16 protein-coding genes are annotated in these 17,125 nt (G+C 73.9%); 9 read left to right on the forward strand and 7 right to left on the reverse strand.

The genetic code is table 11. The features are described 5' to 3' along the window. Positions 1-36: 36 nt before the first annotated feature. Entirely contained in the window at positions 37-975 is a 939-nt protein-coding gene (locus tag ACIRBX_RS18345; protein ID WP_402297859.1) for an NADP-dependent oxidoreductase, read from the reverse strand. A 128-nt stretch (positions 976-1,103) separates the two neighbouring features. Between ACIRBX_RS18345 and ACIRBX_RS18350 the strand changes: the two genes are divergently transcribed. Both ACIRBX_RS18350 and ACIRBX_RS18355 read left to right on the forward strand, forming a co-directional pair. Further along, on the forward strand, positions 1,104-1,499 hold the full coding sequence (locus ACIRBX_RS18350) for a winged helix-turn-helix transcriptional regulator (RefSeq protein WP_402297861.1): 396 nt from the start codon (positions 1,104-1,106) through the stop codon (positions 1,497-1,499). A 184-nt stretch (positions 1,500-1,683) separates the two neighbouring features. Continuing rightward, positions 1,684-2,730 (forward strand): AraC family transcriptional regulator ligand-binding domain-containing protein, encoded by a 1,047-nt coding sequence (locus ACIRBX_RS18355; protein ID WP_402297862.1) that lies wholly within the window; start codon positions 1,684-1,686, stop codon positions 2,728-2,730. Positions 2,731-2,753: 23 nt separating this feature from the next. Here the strand turns inward: ACIRBX_RS18355 and ACIRBX_RS18360 are convergent, their stop codons facing one another. Genes ACIRBX_RS18360 through ACIRBX_RS18375 form a run of 4 tightly spaced genes read right to left on the reverse strand, consistent with a single transcriptional unit; the run spans position 2,754 to position 8,464 of the window. Then, positions 2,754-4,922 (reverse strand): 3-hydroxyacyl-CoA dehydrogenase NAD-binding domain-containing protein, encoded by a 2,169-nt coding sequence (locus ACIRBX_RS18360; RefSeq protein ID WP_402297865.1) that lies wholly within the window; start codon positions 4,920-4,922, stop codon positions 2,754-2,756. A gap of 28 nt (positions 4,923-4,950) precedes the next feature. After that, entirely contained in the window at positions 4,951-6,165 is a 1,215-nt protein-coding gene (locus tag ACIRBX_RS18365; RefSeq protein ID WP_402297867.1) for an acetyl-CoA C-acetyltransferase, read from the reverse strand. A 14-nt stretch (positions 6,166-6,179) separates the two neighbouring features. Next, entirely contained in the window at positions 6,180-7,322 is a 1,143-nt protein-coding gene (locus ACIRBX_RS18370; RefSeq protein WP_402298420.1) for an acyl-CoA dehydrogenase family protein, read from the reverse strand. A gap of 11 nt (positions 7,323-7,333) precedes the next feature. Further along, positions 7,334-8,464 carry a CaiB/BaiF CoA transferase family protein gene (locus tag ACIRBX_RS18375; RefSeq protein ID WP_402297870.1) on the reverse strand — a complete coding sequence of 377 codons (1,131 nt, stop codon included), beginning with the start codon at positions 8,462-8,464 and terminating at the stop codon, positions 7,334-7,336. 189 nt (positions 8,465-8,653) lie between these two features. Between ACIRBX_RS18375 and ACIRBX_RS18380 the strand changes: the two genes are divergently transcribed. The 6 genes from ACIRBX_RS18380 (at position 8,654) to ACIRBX_RS18405 (ending at position 14,504) form a co-directional block, all read left to right on the forward strand. Further along, positions 8,654-8,917, forward strand: coding sequence for a DUF1876 domain-containing protein (locus ACIRBX_RS18380; RefSeq protein WP_402297871.1), 264 nt, complete (start codon positions 8,654-8,656; stop codon positions 8,915-8,917). Between the two features lie 330 nt (positions 8,918-9,247). After that, a complete protein-coding gene (locus ACIRBX_RS18385) occupies positions 9,248-9,919 on the forward strand; it encodes a hypothetical protein (protein ID WP_402297873.1) in 672 nt (223 codons plus the stop codon). A gap of 155 nt (positions 9,920-10,074) precedes the next feature. Then, positions 10,075-11,451, forward strand: a complete 1,377-nt coding sequence (locus tag ACIRBX_RS18390; RefSeq protein WP_402297875.1) for an FAD-dependent oxidoreductase — start codon at positions 10,075-10,077, stop codon at positions 11,449-11,451. Positions 11,452-11,530: 79 nt separating this feature from the next. Further along, entirely contained in the window at positions 11,531-12,508 is a 978-nt protein-coding gene (locus ACIRBX_RS18395; protein ID WP_402297877.1) for a hypothetical protein, read from the forward strand. Beyond that, positions 12,505-13,791: a sensor histidine kinase gene (locus ACIRBX_RS18400; RefSeq protein ID WP_402297879.1), complete on the forward strand. Its 1,287-nt coding sequence runs from the start codon at positions 12,505-12,507 to the stop codon at positions 13,789-13,791. The genes ACIRBX_RS18395 and ACIRBX_RS18400 overlap by 4 nt, the downstream gene beginning before the upstream one ends. Positions 13,792-13,814: 23 nt before the next feature. Further along, the gene (locus tag ACIRBX_RS18405; RefSeq protein WP_402297881.1) at positions 13,815-14,504 is read left to right on the forward strand and encodes a response regulator; all 690 of its coding nucleotides are present in this window, start codon (positions 13,815-13,817) and stop codon (positions 14,502-14,504) included. A 15-nt stretch (positions 14,505-14,519) separates the two neighbouring features. Here the strand turns inward: ACIRBX_RS18405 and ACIRBX_RS18410 are convergent, their stop codons facing one another. Beyond that, entirely contained in the window at positions 14,520-14,888 is a 369-nt protein-coding gene (locus ACIRBX_RS18410) for a hypothetical protein (protein ID WP_402297883.1), read from the reverse strand. A 101-nt stretch (positions 14,889-14,989) separates the two neighbouring features. Between ACIRBX_RS18410 and ACIRBX_RS18415 the strand changes: the two genes are divergently transcribed. Continuing rightward, entirely contained in the window at positions 14,990-15,649 is a 660-nt protein-coding gene (locus tag ACIRBX_RS18415; protein WP_402297886.1) for a Pr6Pr family membrane protein, read from the forward strand. 7 nt (positions 15,650-15,656) lie between these two features. Here ACIRBX_RS18415 and aroA read toward each other — a convergent pair whose 3' ends face one another. Beyond that, complete coding sequence (aroA, locus tag ACIRBX_RS18420) at positions 15,657-16,901, reverse strand: 3-phosphoshikimate 1-carboxyvinyltransferase (protein ID WP_402297888.1); 1,245 nt, start codon at positions 16,899-16,901, stop codon at positions 15,657-15,659. Positions 16,902-17,125: the final 224 nt, after the last annotated feature.

The raw sequence follows: 17,125 nt of genomic DNA on the forward strand, positions 1-17,125 counted from the left end.
GGCCCGAGCACGAGGTGGGCGGTACCGCGCGGGCCCTCAGGGCACCAGGACCGGGGTGCCCCGCCGGCCCGGGCGGGCCAGTAGGCGGTGGGCCTCGGCCGCCTCGGCGAGCGGGAGGACCGGCCCGGCCCGGAGCACCAGGGCGCCACCGGCGGCCAGCGCGCTCAAGCGGGCCAAGGCCCCGGGGTCGGCGGCCACCCAGACCTGGGCCACCCGGATGCCGCGCAGCGGCAGTGGGGCCCGGCCGGCCGACAGGGCGGCGAAGGCGCCCCGGTTCCGGACCGCCCCGAGGGCCTCCACGCCGAGCAGGGCGGCGTCCAGCGCGCCGTCCACCCCGCCGGGGACCGACTCCCGCACCTGCTGGGCGAGTTCGCCGGCACCCCGGGCCACGAACCACTCCGCGCCCAGCGCCCGCAGCGGCGCCTCGTCCGCCGCTCCGCCCTGCGCCACCACCCGCAGTCCGCGCCGCACCGCGAGCTGCACGGCCAGGCCGCCGACCCCGCCCGCCGCGCCGGTGACCAGCAGGGTCGCACCCGGCGGCAGGTCCAGCAGGTCCAGGGCCTGACCGGCCGTCAGGCCGTCCAGCGGCAGGGTGGCCGCCTCCACCGACGGCACCCCGGCCGGGGCCGGGGCCACCGCGTCCAGGTCGAGCACCACCAGCTCGGCGTGCGTCCCGAGCGGCAGGTCCAGCCGGTCCCGCAGGCCGATCACCCGCTCCCCCACCGCGAAGCCCGCAGCTCCGGGGCCGAGCCGCTCCACCACCCCGGCCACGTCCCAGCCGATCCCGGTGACCTCGCGCGGCGCCATCAGTCCGGCCCCGGCCAGCACCCCGGCCCGGGTCACCGCGTCCACCGGGTGCACACCGGCCGCCTCCATCCGGATCAGCAGCTGCCCCGGCCCCGGCTCGGGCGGCGCCACCTCCTCCACCCGCAACTGCTCGGGCCCCCCGTACTCACGGACCACCACGGCACGCACGGCCGCTCCCCTCTCCACCGGCTCGGACCGGCCCGGAGCCGGTCGCCAACACCCGTGACGCTACGAGTGGTTAGGCTCTCCGGGTAAGGACGCACCCCGAGGTGCGTACCGCACCGGGAGGAGAGCCAGTGCCCACCATGACCGCCGCTCAGCGCCGGGCCGTCGAGCGGGCCCGCTACGACGCCTACCTGGCCGCCTGCCCGGCCCGCGAGCTGCTGGAGCGGATCGGCGACAAGTGGGTCAGCCTGACCGTCAACGCGCTGGCCGACGGCCCGCTGCGGTACAGCGAGCTCCGGGCCCGGCTGGCGGGCGTCAGCGAGAAGATGCTCACCCAGACGCTGCGCCGGCTCGAACGCGACGGGCTGCTCAACCGCACCGTCACCCCGGCCGTCCCGCCCCGGGTCGACTACGCCCTCACCGACCTCGGCCGCACCCTGCTCCCCGTCCTGCGCACCCTCAAGGACTGGGCCGACCTGCACGTCCCCGAGATCCTGGCGGCCCGCGCCGCGCACGACGGGCGCTGACGCCGGCGGTGGGGCCGTCCTCCGGGCCCGGTGGGGGACGGGTCGGGAGGAGCGCCCCACCGTGGCGGGCGGCTTGGGGACCGCTCGGCACGACGGTAGGTGATCACGGCGGCGGCGCCGAGGACGGAACGCGTCAGCCACCGGACCTCCCGTGCCGACTCCCGGCTGGCTATGCTCGACTCCCATGCCGTCACCACCGCACGCCGGGACCACCCCCTCGGCGTTCACCCGGGTGAACGCGGGCTGCGCCGCGCTGCTCGGCGTCGACCGCGAGCAGTACGCCCGGCAGTTGGGCATGGCCCCGGAGCACCTGGCCGGCGATCGGTACCGGACGCCCTCCGCCACCAACATCCGGATCTGGCAGCTGATGGCCACTCAGGTGCACTGGACCGAGGCCGCCTCGGCCATGACGGAGCACTCGCGCCCCGGGGCCTTCGGCGTCTGGGACTATCTGCTCACCTCGGCCGCGACCCCGCTGGACGGCCTGCGGGACGCCGCCGAGCACGTGGGTGCCATCGCGGACGTGGGGTCGGAGGCGCTCCGGATCACCGAGCAGGACGACCGGATCGTGATCAGCCACGCCAACGAGGCGGATCTGACCGACGAGACCGCCGCCGCCATCCGCGCCTTCGCGGCCGGCCTGCTGCGCCGCCGGCTCTCCGAGGCCGCCCAGCGGGACCTGGTGCCGCTCCGGGTGGCGCTGGCCACCCGTGCTCCCCGCAGCCACCGCGCGCTGCACGGGCTCTACGGCACCACCGCGGTCGAGTTCGAGGCCCCGATCTCCTCGATCAGCTTCGCCGCCGCCGACCTGCGGGCCGTCAACCCCCGTACCCAGCCCGGCCTTTCGGCCCTGCTCCGGGCCCACGCGGAGCGCAGCGTGACCGAGGCCGTGCCGCTGCACGGCTGGCTGGACGTGTTCCGGATCGCGGTCGGCGCGGTGCTGCGCGAGGGCGGCCCGACGCTGGCCGCCGTGGCGCAGCGGCTGGCGATCGGCCCGCGCACCCTGCAGCGCCGCCTGGACGAGCACGGCACCAGCTGGCGGGCCGAGTTGCAGTCCGCGCGCTGCGCCCGGGTGCTGGACCTGCTGCGCAGCACCGAGCTGAGCCTGGAGGCGATCGCCGCGCGCACCGGCTACGCGGACGCCCGGGCCCTGCGCCGCGCCGTCCGGCAGTGGTCCGGCCGCTCCCCCAGCGCGCTGCGGAGTACGGACGGGCCCGGCGACCGGCCGTAGCCGGCGCCGGGCCCGAGGGGGCGTCAGAAGGTGCGGCCCTCCGCCGCCATGACGTCCAGCACGGCCGGCGGCTCGAAGCGCGGCCCGTAGGCAGCCGCCAACTCCCGGGCCCGGGCGGCGAATCCGCCGACCCCGCCCTGGTAGCCGTTGATGTACTGGAGCACGCCGCCGGTCCAGGCCGGGAAGCCGATGCCGAGGATCGAGCCGACGTTGGCGTCCGGCACGGTGGTCAGCACGTTCTCCTCCAGGCAGCGCACCGAGTCGATCGCCTCGGCGAACAGCATCCGCTCCTGCATGTCGCGGAACGGGATCTCCGCGCCCGGCCGGGTGAAGTGCTCGCGCAGGCCCGGCCAGAGCCGGGTGCGCTTGCCGTCCTGGTACTCGTAGAAGCCGGCGCCGCCGCTGCGGCCGGGGCGGTCGAACTCGGTGACCATCCGGTCGAAGACCTCGTCGGACGGGTGCGCCGGCCACTCGCCGCCGGCCTCCTCGACCGCCCGGCGGGCCTCGTCGCGGATCTTGCGCGGCAGGGTCAGGGTCAGCTCGTCCAGCAGCGAGAGCACCTTGGCCGGGTAGCCGGCCTGGGCGGCGGCCTGCTCGATCGAGGCGGGCTCCAGGCCCTCGCCGACCATCGCCACGCCCTCGCTGATGAACTGTCCGATCACCCGGGAGGTGAAGAAGCCGCGCGAGTCGTTCACCACGATCGGGGTCTTCCGGATCTGCTGCACCAGGTCGAAGGCGGCGGCCAGCGCCTCGTCCCCGGTCTGCGGGCCCCGGATGATCTCGACCAGCGGCATCTTGTCGACCGGCGAGAAGAAGTGCAGCCCGATGAAGTCGGCCGGGCGCTCGACCCCCTCGGCCAGCAGGCCGATCGGCAGGGTGGAGGTGTTGGAGCAGAGCAGCGCGTCGGGTGCCACCACGCCCTGCACCTCCTGGAACACCTTGTGCTTCAGCTCGGTGTTCTCGAAGACGGCCTCGATCACCGTGTCGCAGCCGGCCAGGTCGGCCGCCTCGGCGGTCGGGGTGATCCGGGCCAGGAAGGCGTCCCGCTCCTCGGCGGTCATCCGGCCGCGCCCCACCTGCTTCTCCAGCAGCTGGGCGGAGTACGCCTTGCCGCGCTCGGCGGCCTCCACCGTGACGTCCTTGAGGAAGACGGTGAGCCCGGCCTTGGCGCAGGAGAAGGCGATGCCCGCGCCCATCATCCCGGCGCCCAGCACCGCGACCCGCTCCGCCTTCCGCTTCGGCGGCGAAGCCGGGCGGCTGGCACCGGAGTTGACGGCCTGCATGTCGAAGAACAACGCCTTGATCATGTTCTTCGAGGTCTGCCCGCAGGCCAGCTCGGTGAAGTACCGGGCCTCGATCACGAAGGCGTTGTCCACGTCGACCTGGGCGCTCTCCACCGCGGCCGCCAGCACGTTGCGCGGGGCCGGGTAGGGGGCGCCGTTGATCTGCTTGCGCAGGTTGGCCGGGAAGGCGGGCAGGTTGGCCGCGAACGCGGGGATGCTGGGGGTGCCGCCGGGGATCTTGTACCCCTGGACGTCCCAGGGCTGCACGGCGCTCTCGTGGGCGTCCACCCAGGCCCGCGCCTTCTCCAGCAACTCCTCGCCCGAGCCGACCAGTTCGTCCACCAGGCCGATCTCCAGCGCCTGGGCCGGGCGGTACTGGCGGCCCTGGAGCAGCACCTTCAGCAGCGCGTCGGTGATGCCGAACATCCGCACCGTCCGCACCACCCCGCCGCCACCGGGCAGCAGGCCGAGGGTCACCTCGGGCAGGCCGATCTTGCTGCCGGGTGCGTCCAGCGCGATCCGGTGGTGGCAGGCCAGCGCCAGCTCCAGGCCACCGCCGAGGGCCGCGCCGTTGATCGCCGCGACCACCGGGCGGCCCAGCGTCTCCAGGGTGCGCAGCGAGCGCTTGATCCGCATCGAGTTGTCGAACACCCGCTGGGCGTCGGCGGGTCGGGCGGCCGAGATCAGCCGCAGGTCGCCGCCGGCGAAGAAGGTCTTCTTGGCGGAGGTGATGATCACGCCGCGCAGGCCGCCCTGGTCGGCGAGGTCCTTCAGGCGCTGGACGGTCTGCTCGAACGCCTCGGTGAAGGCGGCGTTCATGGTGTTGGCGGACTGCTCCGGGTCGTCGAGCACCAGGGTGACCACACCGGCCTGGTCCTGCTCCCAGCGGATGGGGGTGGCGGAAGTCATGAGTGGAGTCTCCAGAAGTGTCGGGTGGTCAGATGCGCTCGATGACGGTGGCGATGCCCATGCCGCCGCCGACGCACAGGGTCACCAGGCCGTAGCGCTGCTCGCGGCGCTCCAGCTCGTCCAGCACGGTGCCGATCAGCATGGCGCCGGTGGCGCCGAGCGGGTGGCCGAGCGCGATCGAGCCGCCGTTGACGTTCACCTGGTCCGGGCGGAAGCCGAGCTCGCGGACGAAGCGGAGCGCGACGGCGGCGAACGCCTCGTTGATCTCCACCAGGTCGATGTCGGCGGCGGTCAGCCCGGCCTTGGCCAGGGCCTTGCGGGTGGCCGGGGCGGGGCCGGTGAGCATGATGGTCGGCTCGGAGCCGGAGACGGCGGCCGAGACGATCCGGCCGCGCGGGCGCAGCCCGTAGCGCTCGCCGACCTCCTTGGAGCCGATCGCGACCAGCGCCGCGCCGTCCACGATGCCGGAGGAGTTGCCCGCGTGGTGGACGTGGTCGATCGCCTCCACCCAGTGGTACTTCTGCAGCGCGACGGCGTCGAAGCCGCCCAGCTCGCCGATCCCGGCGAACGAGGGCTTGAGCCCGGCCAGGGTCTCCACCGTGGTGCCCGGGCGGATGAACTCGTCGCGCTCCAGCACCACCAGCCCGTTCCGGTCCCGGACCGGCACCACCGAGCGGTCGAACAGGCCGTCGGCCTGCGCCTTGGCGGCCCGGGCCTGCGACTCGGCGGCGAAGGCGTCCACGTCGGCCCGGGAGTAGCCCTCGATGGTGGCGATCAGGTCGGCGCCGATGCCCTGCGGGATGAAGGAGGTCTCGTAGGCGGTCATCGGGTCGGCGAACCAGGCGCCGCCGTCGGAGCCCATCTTGACCCGGCTCATCGACTCCACGCCGCCGGCCAGGATCAGGTCCTCCCAGCCCGAACGGACCTTGGCGGCGGCCAGGTTGACCGCCTCCAGGCCGGAGGCGCAGAAGCGGTTCTCCTGCACGCCGGCCACGGTGTCCGGCAGGCCGGCCGCGATGGCCGAGACCCGGGCGATGTCGGAGCCCTGGTCGCCGATCGGGCTGACCACGCCGAGCACGATGTCGTCGATCGCGGCCGGGTCCAGACCGGGCAGTCGGCGCTGGATCTCGTGGATCAGGCCGACCACCAGGTCGATCGGCTTGGTGGCGTGCAGCGAGCCGTTGGCCTTCCCCCGGCCGCGCGGGGTGCGGATCGCCTCGTAGACGTACGCTTCGGTGGTCACGGTGTGAGTGCCTTTCAGCCGAGGAGGGAGCGGCCGATGATCTCTTTCATGATCTCGGTCGTGCCGCCGTAGATGGTCTGGATCCGGCCGTCGGTGAACGCCTTGGCGACCGGGTACTCCGTCATGTAGCCGTAGCCGCCGTGCAGTTGGAGGCAGCGGTCGGCGGTGCGCTTCTGCAGTTCGGTGGCCCACCACTTGGCCATCGAGGCGTCCACCGGGGTGAGCGCCCAGCGGTTGTGCTCGGTGATGCAGCGGTCCACGAAGGTCCGGGTCACCGCGCACTCGGTGGCCAATTCGGCGATCTCGAAGCGGACGTGCTGGAGCTTGGCCAGCGGGCGGCCGAAGGCGGTGCGCTGCTTGACGTACTCGGTGGTGATCTCCACCAGGTACTCGGCCGCGGCGATGGCGGCCACCGCGATGGCGAGGCGCTCCTGGGCGAGGTTGCGCATCAGGTAGAAGAAGCCCTGGTGCAGCTCGCCCAGCAGGTTCTCCTTCGGGACCCGGACGTCCTGGAAGAACAACTCGGCGGTGTCCTGGGCCTTCTGGCCGATCTTGTCGAGATTGCGCCCGCGCTCGAAGCCGGGCATCCCGCGCTCCACCGCGAACAGGCTGAGGCCGTGCGCGCCGCCCTCCTCGGTGGTCCTGGCGACCACCACCACCAGATCGGCCAGGATGCCGTTGGAGATGAAGGTCTTGGCACCGTTCAGCAGGTAGTGGCCACCCCGGTCCTCGGCCCGGGTGGTGATGCCCTGGAGGTCGGAGCCGGTGCCGGGCTCGGTCATCGCGATGGCGGTGATCAGCTCGCCGGAGCAGAAGCCGGGCAGCCAGCGGCGCTTCTGCTCCTCGGTGGCCAGCTGGGTGAGGTAGGGGCCGATGATGTCGTTGTGCAGGCCGATCGCCAGTCCGCTGGCCCCGGCCCGGGTGAACTCCTCGGCCAGCACCGCCGGGTAGCGGAAGTCGGGCTCGCCGCCCCCGCCGTACTCCTCCTCGACGGCCAGGCCGAGCAGGCCCTGCCGGCCGGCCGCCAGCCAGGCCGAGCGGTCCACGATGCCGGCCTGCTCCCAGCGCTCGTGGTGCGGCAGCACCTCCTTGGCCAGGAAGGCGCGGACGGTCTCGCGGAAGGCCTCGTGCTCCTCGGTGTAGATCTCGCGCTGCACGGCTCCTGCTCTCAACTGGAGGGATGGTGGAGGCTCTTGACGTCCCAGTCGCGCGCCACCTGCTCGGTGTGCGCACCGGGCGTCGCGGGCGGGCGGTGCACCGCGCCGGGGGTGACGGAGAACCGGGGGGCGGGGGCGGGCTGGGTGACGCCGCCCTCGGTGAGGTAGGTGCCCCGGGCCACCAGGTGCGGGTGGGCGGCGGACTGACCGAGGGTCAGCACCGGGCTGGTGCAGGCGTCGGTGCCCTCGAAGACCTCGGTCCACTCGGCCTGGGTGCGGGTGGCGAAGCGGGCCGCGATCACGGCCCGCAGCTCGGGCCAGCGCTCCAGGTCGAACTGCCCGGGGGCCTCGTCCGGCAGCTCCAGCAGCCGGGTGAACTCGGCCCAGAACTGCGGCTCCAGGGCACCGACCGCCATGTACCGGTCGTCGGCGGTGCGGTAGGTGGCGTAGCACGGGGCGCCGCCGTCCAGCAGGTTGACGCCGCGTCGGTCCTGCCAGAGCCCGGCGTCCATCAGGCCCCAGAGCATGGTGCCCAGGTGGGCCGCGCCGTCCACGATGGCGGCGTCCACCACCTGGCCGGTGCCGGTGCGTTCGGCGTGCCGCAGGGCGGCCAGCAGGCCGACCACCAGGTAGAGCGAGCCGCCCGCGTAGTCGCCCAGCAGGTTGGCCGCCCAGGCGGGCGGGCCGTCGGCGAGGCCGGCCAGACCGAGCACCCCGGCGGTGGCGGTGTAGCCGAGGTCGTGCCCGGCCCGCTGGGCGAGCGGCCCGTCCTGGCCCCAGCCGGTCATCCGGCCGTAGACCAGCGCGGGGTTGCGGGCCAGGCAGGCGTCCGGGCCGACGCCGAGGCGCTCGGCGACGCCCGGGCGGTAGCCCTCGATCAGCAGGTGCGCGCGCTCGGCGAGGTCGAGCACCTGCCCGGGCCCGTCCGGGTGCTTGAGGTCCACCAGCACCGAGCGCTTGTTCCGGTTGGTCAGGTCGTGGCCCGGGGCCGGGCCGAGCGGGGAGGGGCCCGGGCGGTCCACCCGCACCACGTCCGCGCCGAGGTCGGCGAGCAGCATCGCGGCGAACGGACCCGGGCCGATCCCGGCCAGCTCCACCACCCGCACCCCGGCGAGCGGTCCCCGGTTGGTCGTCTCGGCCACCGGCCGTCCTCTCGTGTTTGACAGTGGGGCTGTCACAGTCGTGATGATAGACAAGTGACCCGGCGGTAACAAGGCTTCCGCGCCCGGGTCGCGGCACCGGTCCGACCGCCCACCCGTTCCCCTTGAAAGCCGCCCCGCGCAGGCGGAGGCTGGAGCTTGAACGATCCACCCGGAATGAGGTGATCGACCGTGCGCAACCAGTGGAACGTCGCCCTCGTCTTCGAGGAGGACGAGAACCGCACCACCTGCACCGCCTCACTGGAGGGCTTCAGCGCCCCCGGCGTCCGCGGTCTCGGCATCGCCCGGCGCAATCCCGACGACGCCCCCGACTCCACCGTCGGCGAGGAGCTGGCCGCCGCCCGGGCCTGCTCCAACCTGGCCCACGAGCTCGTCCTCAAGGCGGCCGACGGCATCGAGGCCCACACCCACCGGCAGGCCCGCCTGCTGTTCTGACGACCCTTCAGCACGCCGAGGGCCCCACCGTGATCGGTGGGGCCCTCGGCATCGGCGGGTCGTAGGGTCCAACGGCTCCCGGCGGACAGGCGGCAGTCCGGCAGCATCGGCCGCCCCGCGCGACGGTCACGACCACAGCGAGCAGGAGCAGTGCCGTCTCCTCCGTCGAACGATCCGTCAGGTGACCTGACACAGCCGCGAGTCTCACCCACCGCTCCGAGGGGGGCGCGAACTCCGCATCCTTGACAGCGACCACCCCCTCCCCCAGGGTGGTGTGCACTCCCTCGCACCGCTGCCCATCCACACCCAACTCCCCATCCGGAGAAGGCAATGCGTGCACCCCACCGCCCGTCCCGGGCATCCGCCGCGCTGCTCGGCGCGCTCGCACTGACCGCCCCCGCCACCGCCGCCCTGCTGGCCGGCGGTTCCGCCGCGGCCCAGCCGCCACCGCGCGAGTGGGTGGCGGGCGGTGAGTTCGACTCCCCGCTGTCCGACCACTGGTCCTGCACCGGCGAGGTGACGGTCACCGACGGGTCGGCCGAGGGGCGCCCCGGCAGTCACGACCTCGCGGGCTGCTCGCAACGGGTGCCCGTGCCGTCGAACGCCCGCTACGACCTCTCGGCCGTGGTGTCCGGCGCCTACGCCTTCGTCACCGTCTCGGGCACCGGCACGGGCTCCGGCGCGGTGACCCTGTGGGCCGACGGCCCGGACCGGACCACGTTGTCCGGCAGCGTGGAGGTCGGCGCCACCGACGGAGTCACCCTCACCTTCCACGGCTGGTACGGCCAGGGGCCCTTCCGGATCGACCGGGTCTCGCTGACCGGCCCCCGGTACCCCGACGTCTGCTTCACCCCGACCGGCCCCTGGCCGCCGAGCCCGAGCCCCAGTCCGTCGCCCACTCCGTCATCGACCTGGTCACCGGGCACCGTCGGCACCCCCGCCCCGGCGGTCGCGCCGCAGCCCTACGGGACCACCACCTGCCACCCCCGGCCACTGCGCTAGCGTGACCCGGCGGGCTCGGACGGGGCGCGGTCCAGACCTCTGCACCTGACAGACATAGCTTGTCCTTATGGGGCCATAGATCGGGAAAGGGTACCCTAACCAGGAACCGCCCGAGACCCTGGCGGTCAACGCCGCCCGAGTCGAAGGATGCCCGTATGCCCCGCCCCATCCGAGTAGCCATAGTCGGAGCCGGTCCGGCCGGCATCTACGCCGCCGACGCGTTGATGAAGTCCGAGGTCGCCGCCGAGCCCGGCGTCTCGATCGACCTGTTCGAGCGCATGCCCGCGCCCTTCGGCCTCATCCGCTACGGCGTGGCACCCGACCACCCCCGGATCAAGGGCATCATCACCGCGCTGCACCAGGTGCTGGAGAAGCCGCAGATCCGGCTGTTCGGCAACGTGGACTACCCGACCGACCTCAGCCTGGACGACCTGCACCGGTTCTACGACGCGGTGATCTTCTCGACCGGCGCGATGGCCGACCGCGAGCTGCAGATCCCCGGCATCGAGCTGGACGGCTCCTACGGCGCGGCCGACTTCGTCTCCTGGTACGACGGCCACCCGGACGTCCCCCGGACCTGGCCGCTGGAGGCCGAGAAGGTCGCGGTGCTCGGCGTCGGGAACGTCGCGCTGGACGTGGCCCGCATCCTGGCCAAGACCGCCGACGAGCTGCTGCCCACCGAGATCCCGGCCAACGTCCACGAGGGCCTCAAGGCCAACAAGGCCCTGGAGGTGCACGTCTTCGGGCGGCGCGGCCCGGCCCAGGCCAAGTTCAGCCCGATGGAGCTGCGCGAGCTGGACCACTCGCCGAACATCGAGGTCATCGTCAACCCCGAGGACATCGACTACGACGACGGCTCGATCGCCACCCGCCGGGGCAACAAGCAGGCCGACATGGTCGCCTCCACCCTGGAGAACTGGGCGATCCGCGACATCGGCGAGCGCCCGCACAAGCTCTTCCTGCACTTCTTCGAGTCCCCGGTCGAGGTGCTCGGCGAGGACGGCAAGGTCACCGGCCTGCGCACCGAGCGCACCGAGTTGGACGGCACCGGGAACGTCAAGGGCACCGGCAAGCACACCGACTGGGACCTCGGCGCGATCTACCGCGCCGTCGGCTACCTCTCCGAGGAACTGCCCAAGCTGCCCTGGGACGCCGTCTCCGGGACCGTGCCGCACGAGGCCGGCCGGGTGCTGGAGGCCGGGCACCACCTGCCCTCCACCTACGTCACCGGCTGGATCAAGCGCGGCCCGGTCGGCCTGATCGGCCACACCAAGGGCGACGCCAACGAGACCGTGGCCTGCCTGATCGAGGACTTCCGGGCCGGCGCGCTGCGCACCCCGGACGCCCCGGAGGAGGACGCGGTGCTCGCCCACCTGACGGAGAACCGGGTCGCCTACACCACCTGGGACGGCTGGAAGCTGCTCGACGCCCACGAGAAGGCGCTCGGCGAGCCGCAGCAGCGCGAGCGGGTCAAGGTGGTGGAGCGCGAGGAGATGCTCCGCGCCAGCGGGGTGACCCTCCCTCAGGAGTAGCCGGACTTCCCCCTCCGGGGGGAGCCGCTTCCTGACCACGGAGGACGTGGGGCGGGGCGCCGGACGCGAGGGTGGAGTCATGGACCTCACCCCGTCCGGCGCCCTGCGCCGGGGCATCTGCGCGCTCACCGTCGCGGCCACCGTGCCCTACCTGACCCTCAAGTCCCTCTGGCTGTGCGGCAGTACGGTCGGCTTCGCCCCCGGTGCCGAGATCGCCGACTCCGGCGCGCTGTGGGCCGGCAATCTGGTCACCTTCGTGATGGACGCGGTGGCGGTGCTGCTGGCGCTGGCCCTGATCCGCCCGTGGGGGCGGCGGATCCCGTCCGGCCTGCTGCTCTTCCCGGCCTGGGTCGGCAGCGGGATGCTCGGCGCGCTGCTGCTCGAACTCCCGCTGGTCTTCGGCACCGAGCTGCTGTTCGGCACCGAGCCCTCGATCGACGCGCAGAGCTGGCTCCGGCCCTGGGTGTTCGCGGTGGTCTACGGCGGCTTCGCCGTCCAGGGCCTGACCCTGCTGGCCGGCTTCGGCCTGCACGCCCGGGAACGCTGGGCCGGGCTGCTGGCGGACCGGATCGGCGACCTGCCGCGCACCGCCACCCTCGGCCTCCAGCGGGTGCTGGCGGTGACCGCCGCCGGGCTGGCCGTGCCGCTCGCCGCCACCCGGCTCTACTGGGCGCTCGGCGGCGACCTGGCCCGCCCGCTCCGGCTGACGGAGGGTCACCGGCCGGCCCGGATCATCGACGCCGTCACCGCCGCCCTGCTGCTGGCCGCCTGCGGCGCCTTCCTGCACGTGGTGCTGCGCCGCACCCCGGAGCGCCCGCTCGCCCCCGCGTTGGTGACCGGATGGGTGGCCGGCGGCGCGGTCTTCGCCTGGGGCAGCTGGACGGTCTTCGCCTGGCTGCTCACGCCCGAGGTCCCCGAGCAGGCCGACGTCGTGCCGCCCGCCGGGCAGCTGGCCGAGGCGGCCCAGGCGGGGGTGGGCCTGCTGTTGCTGGTGCTCGGGGCCCTGATCCTGATCGAACGTGCGCACGCCGCCGCTGACGTACAGTCAGCCGGATGAACCGACGGGGCGGGCGGGGCGGCCGGGGTGCCCGGGGCGCTCAGGGCGCTCAGGGCGCTCAGGGTGGCGGGAGCCGGTGGGGCTGGCTGATCGGACGGACGGCGGCCCGGCGCTGGGTGCACCTGGTGCTCGGCGGGGCGCTGCTGATGCCGTTCTGGCTGGTCGGCCTGGTCCTGGTGGGCACCGTCCGGAACGACGGCAACCCCCAGGGCGACGTGCTCGCACAGTTCCAGGCGTTCGCGCTGGCCCTGCTGCTCAGCTCGGTGGCGGCCCTGCTGCCGACCGTCCGGGTGCTGGAGGCCACCGCCGCGCGGGCCCTCGGCCTGGCCGGCGAGCAGGAGTTGGCGGGCACCCCGTCCCGCAGTTGGGGAGCCAGGCGGCGCACCGCCCTCTGGTTCGTCCAGCACCTGTTCTGCGGCGGGGTGGTCTCCGGGATGTCGCTCTCCATCCCGCCGGCCGTCTGGGTACTGCTGTTCGACCCCGGATTCGAGGGAGTGGAGCGGCTGTTCGGCTGGCTGCCGCTGCCGCCCTGGTCGATCGGCCTGCTGCTGTCGGCCCTGCTGACGCTGGTCAGCGCCGGCGCCGGCGCCTGGCTGGCCCGGACGGCGCCGCTGCTGCTCGGCCCGACCCCGGGCGAGCGGCTGGCGGCGGCCGAGCAGCGCGCTCTGGAGCTGGCACAACGGAACATGTTGGCACGGGAGTTGCACGACTCGGTGGGCCACGCGCTGAGTGCCGTCGGGATCCAGGCAGCCGCCGCCGGGCGGGTGCTGCGCAGCGATCCGGAGTTCGCCGCCGAGGCGCTCAAGGCGATCGAGGAGACCGCCCGGGCCGCGGTGGCCGAGCTCGACACCGTGCTCGGCCTGCTCCGCGACGACCCGGAGCCCGCCTCCTCGACCACCACGCCCACGCTGACCGGGCTCAGACCCCTGCTGCGGCAGGTGGAGCTGGCCGGGGTCGCGGTGGCCGCCCGGGTCGGCCCCGGCACCGGCGAGCTGCCGGCGGAGGTCTCCCGGGCGGCCTACCGGATCATCCAGGAGGGGCTGACCAACGTGCTCCGGCACGCCGGCCGGGTGAGCGCCGAGCTGCGGATCGACATCGCCTCCGGGGCACTGGAGTTGGAGCTGACCAATCCGGTCGGCGACGGCCGTCCGAGCCGCCCCGGCGGTGGCCGCGGGCTGCACGGGATGGCCGAGCGGGCCGCCGTACTGCGGGGCTCGTGCACGGCGGGCCCGGACGGGGACGGCGGCTGGCGGCTCACCGCCAGCCTGCCGCTGAGCAGTTGACCACACGACGCAGGGGGACGGCCATGGACCGGACAGGGACGAGCGGGGCAGTGCCGCACGGGACGGCGGAGCGGCTCCGGGTGGTGATCGCCGACGACGAGCGGCTGGTGCGGCTGGGCCTGCGGGCCATCCTGAACGCCGAGCCGGACCTGGAGGTGGTCGGCGAGGCCGCGAGCGGGGCCGAAGTGGTGCCGCTGGTCCGCGAGTTGCGGCCGGACGTGGTGCTGATGGACGTCCGGATGCCGCAGGTCGACGGCATCCGGGCCACCGAGCAACTGGTCACCACCCTGGACCCGGCGCCCCGGATCCTGGTGGTGACCACCTTCGAGAACGACGACCACGTCTACGACGCCCTGCGGGTCGGCGCGGCCGGTTTCCTGCTCAAGCGGGCCAGCGCGGACGAGATGGTCCAGGCCGTCCGGCTGGTCGCCCGGGGAGACTCCCTGCTCTTCCCGGCCGCCATCCGCGACCTGGCGGCCGGCCGCCGCCCGGAGCGCACCGACGGCCGCACCCGCCGCCTCACCGAACGCGAGGCCCAGGTGCTGCGCCTGATGGCGGTCGGCCTCAACAACGCCGAGATCGCCACCCGCCTGGTGGTCAGCCCCGAGACCGTGAAGACCCACGTCGGCGGTGTGCTCGCCAAACTCGGCGCCCGCGACCGCACCCAGGCCGTCATCACCGCCTACCAGGAGGGCTTCGTCCAGCCCGGCTGACCGGCTGACCGGCCGTCAACGCCGGGCGGCGGCCTCCGCCAGCAGCCCCCAGCCGTCGAGCTCGACGGCCGGCCCGTCCGGCTCCCAGCCGCGCGCCCGGGCCGTGTCCAGCAGCGCCCGGACCGCTCCCGGCTCGTGCAGGTTCAACCCGGCCCCGCGGACCTCGCCCACGTCCCCGGAGCCGAGCGGCGCCCCGCCGGGCACGTACCGGCCCGGGCCGTCGGCGAAGACGATCCGCAGCGGGCCGCCCCGGCCGGGCGGCTGCGGACGCAGCGTCAGGGTCTCCACGCAGCCGCCGCCCTCCGGGTGCCGGTGCCGGAGGGTCCAGAGGTGATCGGTACCGTCGACGGTCAGGCGGCGCGGTGCGTGCGGGCGTCGGGCCATCCGGCGATGGTACGCGGTGACGGTGATCCTTCCGTGGTCCGGCTACCCGCAGGTAGAGTGCGGCGTTCCTGCCAACCCTCGACGACGGACTGGTGAACGACATGTCGGTCTGGACCCGCCCCGCCCTCTGGTGGCGATCCGCCATCGCGCTCTCGGCCGGGCTCGGGCTGATCCTCAGCAACAGCTCCCTGGTGTACTTCACCATCGAGAGCAACGTGATCGTGCTGGGGTACTTCCTCGGGGCCGTCTACTGGATGGTGAAGCGCGACACCGTCGAGGCGCCCGCGCCCCGGCTGCGCGGGGCGGTGACGCTGTACATCACCATCACCGGCCTGGTCGCGCACGTGCTGCTGAACAAGGGCGCCAACCCGCTGCCGGGCCTGGTGAACGGCGACGACCTGGTGCAGGAGTGGTCCAGCTTCTTCCTGCACTACGTCACGCCCGTGCTGGTGCTGGGCGACTGGCTCTGCCTCAAGCCGCGCAACGCCTCCCGTTGGAAGGACCTGCCGCTCTGGCTGTCCTTCCCGCTCGGCTACGCCGCCGTCACCCTCACCCGGGCCGCGCTCTTCCCGGACTTCCCCAACAAGTACCCGTACTTCTTCCTGGACCCGGCCGAGAAGGGCTACGGCTGGGTGTCGCTCCAGATCGTCCAGCTGACCTTCGAGTTCGTCGCGCTGGCCGCCCTGGTGGTCGGCCTCGACCGGCTCGGCACGCTGCTCGCGCGCAAGCTGAAGCCGGCCGGGGCCGAGGGCACCGACTGAGCCGGGGTCAGATCCCCCAGGAGGCGCGCAGCTTCGCGAACTCCTCGTGGAAGGCCGGGAAGGTCTTCCGCACGCACCCCGGGTCGTCGAAGGTGACGCCCGGGGTGCGCAGCCCGGCCACCGCGAAGGACATCACGATCCGGTGGTCGCCGAAGGTGGCGATCTCCACCGGGGCCGGGGTGCCCGGCTTGATCTCGATCCAGTCCCGCCCGGTCTCCACCTCGATGCCCTGGGCCCGGAGGTTCTGCGCGCAGGCCTCCAGCCGGTCGCACTCCTTGACCCGGGTGTTGTAGACGTCCTCGATCCGCACCGGCCCGTCGGCGAACGGCGCGATGGCGGCCAGCGTCGGCATGGTGTCGGAGATGTCCCGCATGTTGACGGTGATCCCGCGCAGCCGGCCACCGGGCGCGCCCTTCACCGTCACCTCCTCGGCCCCGACCGTCACCTCGGCGCCCATCCGCTCCAGCACCTCGACGAACGCCAGGTCACCCTGGAGGGCGCCCCGCCCGAGGCCCGGCACCGTCACCTCACGGCCCGTCAGGGCGGCGGCGGCGAAGACGTAGCTGGCGGTGGAGGCGTCCGGCTCCACCGGGTAGTCGGTGGCGGTGTAGCCACCCGGCGGCACCACGAAGACCTTGCCGTCGCCCTCCCGGGTCACCTCGACGCCGAAGCTGCGCATCATGGCCAGGGTGATCTCGACGTACGGCACCGAGACCAGGTCGGTGACGGTGATCCGCAGGCCCTGCTCGGTCAGCGGCCCGAGCAGCAGCAGCGCGGTCAGGTACTGCGAGGAGAGCCCGGCGTCCAGCGTGAGTTCGCCGCCCTTGACCCCGCGCGCGCTGATCCGCAGCGGGTGGTGGCCCTCGTTCTCCTCGTGCACCAGCTCCACGCCGAGCTCGCGCAGCGCCTCGGTCAGCGGGCCGACCGGGCGGCGGCGCATCTGCGCCGAGGCGTCGAAGCGGAACTCGCCGTGCCCGGCGGCGGCCAGCGCCGGCAGGAAGCGGGCGGTGGTGGCGCCGTCCCGGCAGTAGACGTCGGCGTCGTTGGCCGGTCCCTGCGGGCGGCCCTCGATGACCCAGTCGGCACCATCCTCGGTGACCTGGTAGCCGAGCGCGTCCAGGCCGGCCGCGAAGCCCTCGGTGTCGTCGGAGTGCAGCGGGCGGCGCAGCCTGGTGCTGCCGTCGGCGGCGGCGGCCAGGAACAGCGCGCGCGCCGTCACCGACTTCGATCCGGGAATCTCGACTACCGTCACGACGTCCTCCATGAGCGCGGGTTGGGTCCACCGGGCGGGCTGGGCCCGGATGCGGCGTCCTCCGGCCCGTCGACCCCGACGGCACACGCGGCTCGGCCGTCCGGCGTCCCGGGGCGGTCCGGAGGACACCCCCATCCTCTCCCGGCGCCGCAGCCGTCCGCCGACCGGTCCGAGGTGTGGACCGGTCGGCGGACACCAGCTGACGAGGACCGGAGCGGACGCCG

Source organism: Kitasatospora sp. NPDC096147 (genome assembly GCF_044763225.1).
In the GTDB taxonomy this organism is placed as follows: Bacteria; Actinomycetota; Actinomycetes; order Streptomycetales; family Streptomycetaceae; genus Kitasatospora.

Excerpts from the sequence above, each read along its gene's own strand:
- ACIRBX_RS18355 (WP_402297862.1), top strand. The coding sequence starts at position 1,684 with ATGCCGTCACCACCGCACGCCGGGACCACCCCCTCGGCGTTCACCCGG.
- ACIRBX_RS18360 (WP_402297865.1), bottom strand. The coding sequence starts at position 4,922 with ATGACTTCCGCCACCCCCATCCGCTGGGAGCAGGACCAGGCCGGTGTG.
- ACIRBX_RS18385 (WP_402297873.1), top strand. The coding sequence starts at position 9,248 with ATGCGTGCACCCCACCGCCCGTCCCGGGCATCCGCCGCGCTGCTCGGC.
- ACIRBX_RS18390 (WP_402297875.1), top strand. The coding sequence starts at position 10,075 with ATGCCCCGCCCCATCCGAGTAGCCATAGTCGGAGCCGGTCCGGCCGGC.
- ACIRBX_RS18395 (WP_402297877.1), top strand. The coding sequence starts at position 11,531 with ATGGACCTCACCCCGTCCGGCGCCCTGCGCCGGGGCATCTGCGCGCTC.
- ACIRBX_RS18400 (WP_402297879.1), top strand. The coding sequence starts at position 12,505 with ATGAACCGACGGGGCGGGCGGGGCGGCCGGGGTGCCCGGGGCGCTCAG.
- ACIRBX_RS18405 (WP_402297881.1), top strand. The coding sequence starts at position 13,815 with ATGGACCGGACAGGGACGAGCGGGGCAGTGCCGCACGGGACGGCGGAG.
- ACIRBX_RS18410 (WP_402297883.1), bottom strand. The coding sequence starts at position 14,888 with ATGGCCCGACGCCCGCACGCACCGCGCCGCCTGACCGTCGACGGTACC.
- ACIRBX_RS18415 (WP_402297886.1), top strand. The coding sequence starts at position 14,990 with ATGTCGGTCTGGACCCGCCCCGCCCTCTGGTGGCGATCCGCCATCGCG.